This is a genomic window from Kineococcus gurbantunggutensis, from assembly GCF_050871925.1.
GTDB lineage: Bacteria > Actinomycetota > Actinomycetes > Actinomycetales > Kineococcaceae > Kineococcus.
Genome location: NZ_JBJLSG010000227.1, coordinates 1 through 5,740 on the forward strand (window position 1 = coordinate 1; position 5,740 = coordinate 5,740).

Below are 5,740 nucleotides of genomic sequence, written 5' to 3' on the forward strand. Positions count from 1 at the left end.
GCAGCTGGCGCACCAGGCGGATCCACGCCTCGGCCACCGCCGGCGCCTTGCGATCCCCCGCGCGCAGGGTGCCCGCCGCCACCGCCTCGCGCACCCCCACCCACGCCGGGCCCATGTCCTCGAACCCGGCCGCCCCTGAGCGCGGGTGCTGCAGGTAGCGGATCAGCTCGCCCAGCAGCCACGCCTGCAAAGCGTCGCCCACCCCGCGGTGGCTCAGCGTCATCTGCGCCTCGTGCACCACCTCGGCCCAGGACAAGTGGTGCAGGGCCACCTTGCCGCGCAGCTTGCGCCGGTCCACCTCCACGGGGTGCTCCCCGGCGCCGGGGGAGATCTCGTTGGAGATGGTCACCACCGCCTCGAAGCCCTGCTCGCGCGCGACATCGAGGTAGTTCTCCACCTGCGCCCGGCGCAACACCGCATCGCCGGTCTTGACCTCCACCAGAGCGGTCCAGACCCTTCCGGCGCGGGCGATGCGGATCACCCCGTCGGGGACCACGGTGGCCTCGGCGAGCTTGAAGGGGGTCTCCAGGTAGGTCTCCACCACCCCGGCGGGAGCGTCGAAGTGCGCGGTCAAGGACCTGGCGAAGGCCCGCACCCCCATGACCGTGGCCAGCAGCGCAGAGGTGGCGCGCTTCTCCTGCTCCTCCCCGCTGCCCACCCCGGAGATGGAGAACACCCGGGCGGGCTGCCAGGACTCCTCCAGCCGCAGGCGCAGCTCCGGAGCTGCCGGCACCACCGCGCGCGCCGGCGCTCGGGTCGCCCCGGCCTTGCGGGTGCGCACCCCCCTGGGAGCAGCAGCAGCACCCGTGGTGACAGCCGCCGTCCCAGACGCAGCAGGAGTCGCAGCGGGGATCGCACTGGGTGCGATCGCCGGCGCACCGGAAGGAGCGCTGGAAGCTGTGCCGGGCGAGGCGACCTGTGCGGCGGTGGACCCTGCCTCCACCGACCCGCCCTCCACCGACCCGCCCTCCACCGACCCGCCCTCCACCGACTCGCTCTCCACCGGCTCGCTCGCCGGCGCGTCAGCCTCCTCCACGTCGACGACCTCGACGAGGTCGTCACCTGTGCCGTCGACGACGTCCACACCCTCCGTCGCAGCCTGCGTCACAGCCGCTGCCGCTGCTGGGGCGCCGGCCTGCCCGAGCAGCGCCTGGCCGGTGTCCTCCACGGACAGGGCAGCGGCCGCGGAACTGACATCGGCATCGACATCGGCGCCGACGCTGGAGGTGACCTCGGCACCCGCCGCCTCACCGTCGAGGCCGCCACGGGGACCGTCCCCCTCAAGGACGTCACCATCAGCGCCGTCGTTGGCACGGTCGTCAGCGACGTCGACGCCGAAGTCGCGCGCCAGCCCGGCCAGGCCGTCCTCCCAGCCCTGCCCGACGCAGCGCACCTTCCACTGACCTGCGCGCCGGTACAACTCGGCCAGCACGAACACCGTCTCCGCCCCGGCCTCACCCGCCTCCAAGCGCGCCAGCACCTCACCACCGGCGCTGAGCACCAGGCACAGCCCCGGCACCTGCCCGATGCCGCCGCGGCCCACGCTGGCGGCCAGCACCACGAAGCACGCCCGCTCGCCCAGCTCCTCCAGGTCCACCGCCAGGCGCTCCTCAGCACCGGTGGCGGTGCCGGTGCGCCCCAGGTGGCGCACCGCCCCCTCGGGGGAAGTCCTCTGGTTGTAGAAGACGAAGTGCTCATCGCTGAGCACCCGCCGGTGTTCATCCAGCACCAGCGCGCACGCATCGACATCCGCCAGACCCGCCACACCCGCGGCACCTGCCGCCAGGCCCGTGCCGTCCGCCAGGCCCGCGCCACCGGCCACGCCGTCGTGGCCCTGCCCGGCCTGCGCATCGTGCCGGTCCTCGTCCCAGCTGAGCACCACGCGCACCCGACCAGCCGAGGACGGCAGCGCCAGGTTCGCGCCCCGAGGCAACGTCGTCTCCCCCACCGTTGCAGTCTCACCCACCGTGACCGTTTGTGCAGCGAACCAGCGCAAGAGGCCGCGGCGGTCCCTCACCCGGGCCCGCGAGCGCCGGGCGGGTGCCCGGGCCCATGAGCGGTCCGCCCACCGGCACGCCTTGGGCACCCGGCCCCTAAGCGCCGGGCCCGTGGGCGCCGGTCCGGCCAGCGCCCGGGTGCGGGTCACGCCCCAGGCGGCGGGCACGTCCGGCGCCCGGGCCGGCGGTGGCGGGACCGTCCAGCGCTCGGGGCGTCGGTAGCGGGGACGTCCGGCGCTCGGGGCATCGGTAGCGGGACCGTCGGTGGCGGGGGCGTCGATGGCGGGACCGTCGGTGGCGGGCGGCAGGATGCCGCCCGTGCCCGCACGCGACCTGCAGCCCGCCACCCCCGGCGACCACAGCACTGGTGACGACAGCACCGGTGGTGAGCTGGCCACCGGTCAGCCCGGTGAGCTGCCCGCCGACGTGCCCGCCGGCTACGCCGAGCTACTCCAGCAGCTCACCGAGCGCGTGCGCACCAGCCAGGTGCGCGCCGCCCGCGCGGCCAACACCGAGCTGCTGCGCCTGTACCACTCCATCGGCCGCGACATCCTCGAGCGCCAGCACCGGCACGGCTGGGGCGCCAAGGTCATCGAGCGCCTCGCCGGCGACCTGCGGAAGGCCTTCCCCGACCAGCGCGGCTTCTCCCGGCGCAACCTGCACTACATGCGCGCCCTGGCCGCCGCCTGGCCCACCGAGGACGACTTCGTGCCACAGCCTGTGGCACAACTGCCCTGGGGCCACGTGCGAGTGCTGCTGGACCGCCTCGACCAGCACGAGCTGCGCCAGTGGTACGCCGCCGGCGCCGCGCAGCAGGGCTGGTCCCGCGCCGTGCTGGAGCACCAGATCGCCACCCGCCTGCACACCCGCATCGGCGCGGCCCCCTCCAACTTCGCCGCTCACCTGCCCCCGGCCGACTCCGACCTCGCCCAGGCCCTGACCCGAGACCCCTACGTCTTCGACCACCTGGGCCTGAGCGAGCCGGTGGCCGAGCGGCAGCTGGAGCAGTCCCTGATGGACCGCCTCCAAGAGACGCTGACCGCGTTCGGGCACGGCATGTCCTTCGTCGGGCGCCAGGTGCACTTCCCCGTCGACGACACCGAGATGATCATCGACCTGCTCCTCTTCTCCCTGGAGCAGGTCCGCTACGTCGTCATCGAGCTGAAGGTCGGGGACTTCTCCCCCGCCTACACCGGCCAGCTGGGCGCCTACGTCGCCCTCGTCGACGAGCGCCTGCGCCGCCCCGGCAAGCACGCCCCCACCGTCGGCATCCTGCTGTGCACCGGCGCCCCGCGCGAGCAGGCGGTGCGCTACGCCCTGGCCGGCACCGCCGCCCCCGTGGCCGTGGCCAGCTACACCTACGACACCCTGCCCCCCGAAGAACGCGCCGGACTGCCCGATGCGGCCACCCTGGCCGCCGCCATCACCCCGGCCACAACCTCGGCCACCAGCGGCACACCCACCCCCAGCAGCCCCGAGCAGGCCACGCAGGCACCCGAGGGGGTGCAGCCGTGACGGCTCCGATGACGCCTCCGACGACGGGTGCGGCCACCTACGTGCGCTACCAGCTCAGCGCACCCGACCCCCGCGGGCGCCACCTCGGCGTCTTCGCCGCCGTCAACGCCCTGCGCAAGCACGGACGCCTCACCCCCGAGCAGGAGGCCTTCGTGGAGCGCGCCAACGCCGCCTACGACGCCGCCTACCCCGACCCCACCAGCGTGGACCCCACCGTCTACGACCGTGACCGCCACCCGCTGGCCGCGGCCTGGTTCAAGGACAGCGCCACCCACCTGCTCACCGGCATCGCCGGCTACCTGCACGTGCTCGACGCCCACGGCCTGCCCTGGCAACGCCTGCGCACCGCCGAGCCCGGCCGGGTGGTCTACGAGGACGAGCACCAGGTCGTCGTCACACCCCACAGCACCCGCAGCACCCACGGCGCCGGCAGCACCCGCAGCACCGGCGGCACGGGCGGCAGCGCGTGAACCTGCCGGCGCCCCCTGTCGCCCCTGAGGCTGCGGCCGCACGCGGTGCCAACCACACGTTCACCCCTGACCCCCGAACCCTGCTCCCCACTCCGCGCGACGTCACGGTGTCGCCGGGCAGCGGGCAACAGCGGACAACAGGGGGCGACCGGGAAAGCTGCTGGCCCCCCAAGCGCGCGGTCGGTACAACGAAGGGCATGACCGCGTGCCCGACCGCGGCCTCGCGGGGCGCCGGGGTCAACGGCAGGCGGTGCGCCATCGAGAGGTGGCGCCCCACTGATAGGCGGTCCGCCACCGAGGCGACGACGAGAGGAGGGCAGCTGTGCACCCCGCCACGGCGGTCCTCATGGTCGGCCTGCCCGGCGCCGGCAAGACCACCCGCGCCCGCCACCTCGAGCAGCACCTGCCCGCCCTGCGCCTGAGCCCGGACGAGTGGATGACCCCCCTCTACGGCGACCTGTTCAGCGACCTCGTCGGCGACCCCCAGGCCGCCGGCAAGCGCGACGTGCTCGAAGGCCGGCTGCTGTGGACCGCGCTGCGCGCCGCCGAGCAGGGCCTGAACGTGATCGTCGACTTCGGGTTGTGGGCGCGCGAGGAGCGCCACGCCCTGCACCAGCTCTTCACCGCCGCCGGGGCCCGGTGCCGCACCGAGTACCTGGCCGTGGACCCGCACACCCAGCTGGCGCGCGTGCGAGCGCGCGCCGCGCGCACCCCTGGGCAGGCCTTCGCCCTCAGCGCCCAGGACCTGGCGCGCTGGCGGCAGGACTTCGAGGAACCCGACGAGGACGAGCTGGCCGGCGCGCTGCCGCCCGCGCCCCCACCGCCGCACCGGTCGTGGGCGGCGTGGGCCGCGGCCCGCTGGCCCTCCCTGTGCGACACCCACGGCGACTCGATCGGCTGACGAAGACCCGCGTTCACGGCTGCAGGGTCAGGCGCTCACCCCGGCACCCCGGCACCCCGGCACCCCGGCACCCCGGCACCCCGGCCAAGGCTGGCGCCTCCACCTCCTCACGACGGTGGCAGCAACCCGCGGGTCAGGTCCACCACCCGCGCAGGACCCCCGAACGGGGAGCGCGTGAGCACCCGCTCCCCCGGGTGCAGCCGCGCATCCCCGCGGTACCACCCCACCAGGTCCACCTCCGCCGCCACGTCCCCGCCATCGGCCAGCACCAGCAATCGCGCCAGCTGATCCACCTCACCGTCGCCCAGCACCCCCGGCTCCTCCAGCGCCCCCCAGCCGTCCCACAGCAGCAGCTCATCACCGAAGCGGTGCGCCACCTCGTACAGCACCTCATCGCGCACGAAACCCGCCCCGCACCACGGCGAGCCGGGCACCACCCCGTACCCGGAGGCATCGCGCTCACCGCCGCGTCAGCCCAGCCACGCCTGAGCGGCCGTCTCGAATGGCGCCGGAGCACCGATCACGCCACTGGTCGCGGCGCTGGTCGAGGCACCGGTCACGGCGCTGGTCGAGGCACCGGCCAGGATGTCGTGCGGGTCGAAAGCAGCCACCGCAGCGGCTGCACGCCCCTCGACATCGCCCGATACCCCCGGAGTGCCGGGCACCCCCGGAGCACCGGGCACCTCGACAGCGCCACGGACCGGGTCCAGCTCTGGGTCCACGCGCCGCTAGCGCCCGCGCGACCAGAACTCCACCACCACGTGGTCGTGCGCGAAGCCGGGGGTGAAGCAGTGCGCGAAACCCACCCGGCTGCGCGCGGGCACCGCGCGCTGGCGCAGCGCACCGACCACCAGCAG

General features: G+C 74.8%; 6 protein-coding genes. 3 read left to right on the plus strand and 3 right to left on the minus strand.

The features are described from left to right. Window positions 1-1,948 (minus strand): TerD family protein (locus ACRYR7_RS23790; protein ID WP_432574734.1); only part of this gene is annotated, 1,948 nt, incomplete at its 3' end. Window positions 1,949-2,411: 463 nt separating this feature from the next. On the opposite strand from ACRYR7_RS23790, the gene ACRYR7_RS23795 reads away from it, so the two are divergent. The 3 genes from ACRYR7_RS23795 (at window position 2,412) to ACRYR7_RS23805 (ending at window position 4,883) form a co-directional block, all read left to right on the plus strand. Then, window positions 2,412-3,512, plus strand: coding sequence for a PDDEXK nuclease domain-containing protein (locus ACRYR7_RS23795; RefSeq protein WP_432574742.1), 1,101 nt, complete (start codon window positions 2,412-2,414; stop codon window positions 3,510-3,512). Beyond that, entirely contained in the window at window positions 3,509-3,982 is a 474-nt protein-coding gene (locus tag ACRYR7_RS23800) for a hypothetical protein (protein ID WP_432574736.1), read from the plus strand. The genes ACRYR7_RS23795 and ACRYR7_RS23800 overlap by 4 nt, the downstream gene beginning before the upstream one ends. Before the next feature lie 322 nt (window positions 3,983-4,304). After that, window positions 4,305-4,883 (plus strand): AAA family ATPase, encoded by a 579-nt coding sequence (locus ACRYR7_RS23805; RefSeq protein ID WP_432574737.1) that lies wholly within the window; start codon window positions 4,305-4,307, stop codon window positions 4,881-4,883. A gap of 107 nt (window positions 4,884-4,990) precedes the next feature. On the opposite strand, the gene ACRYR7_RS23810 is transcribed toward ACRYR7_RS23805, so the two are convergent. Together ACRYR7_RS23810 and ACRYR7_RS23815 are read right to left on the minus strand one after the other, a co-directional pair. After that, a complete protein-coding gene (locus ACRYR7_RS23810) occupies window positions 4,991-5,284 on the minus strand; it encodes a hypothetical protein (RefSeq protein WP_432574739.1) in 294 nt (97 codons plus the stop codon). A gap of 69 nt (window positions 5,285-5,353) precedes the next feature. Next, on the minus strand, window positions 5,354-5,494 hold the full coding sequence (locus tag ACRYR7_RS23815) for a hypothetical protein (RefSeq protein ID WP_432574740.1): 141 nt from the start codon (window positions 5,492-5,494) through the stop codon (window positions 5,354-5,356). Window positions 5,495-5,740 lie beyond the last annotated feature (246 nt).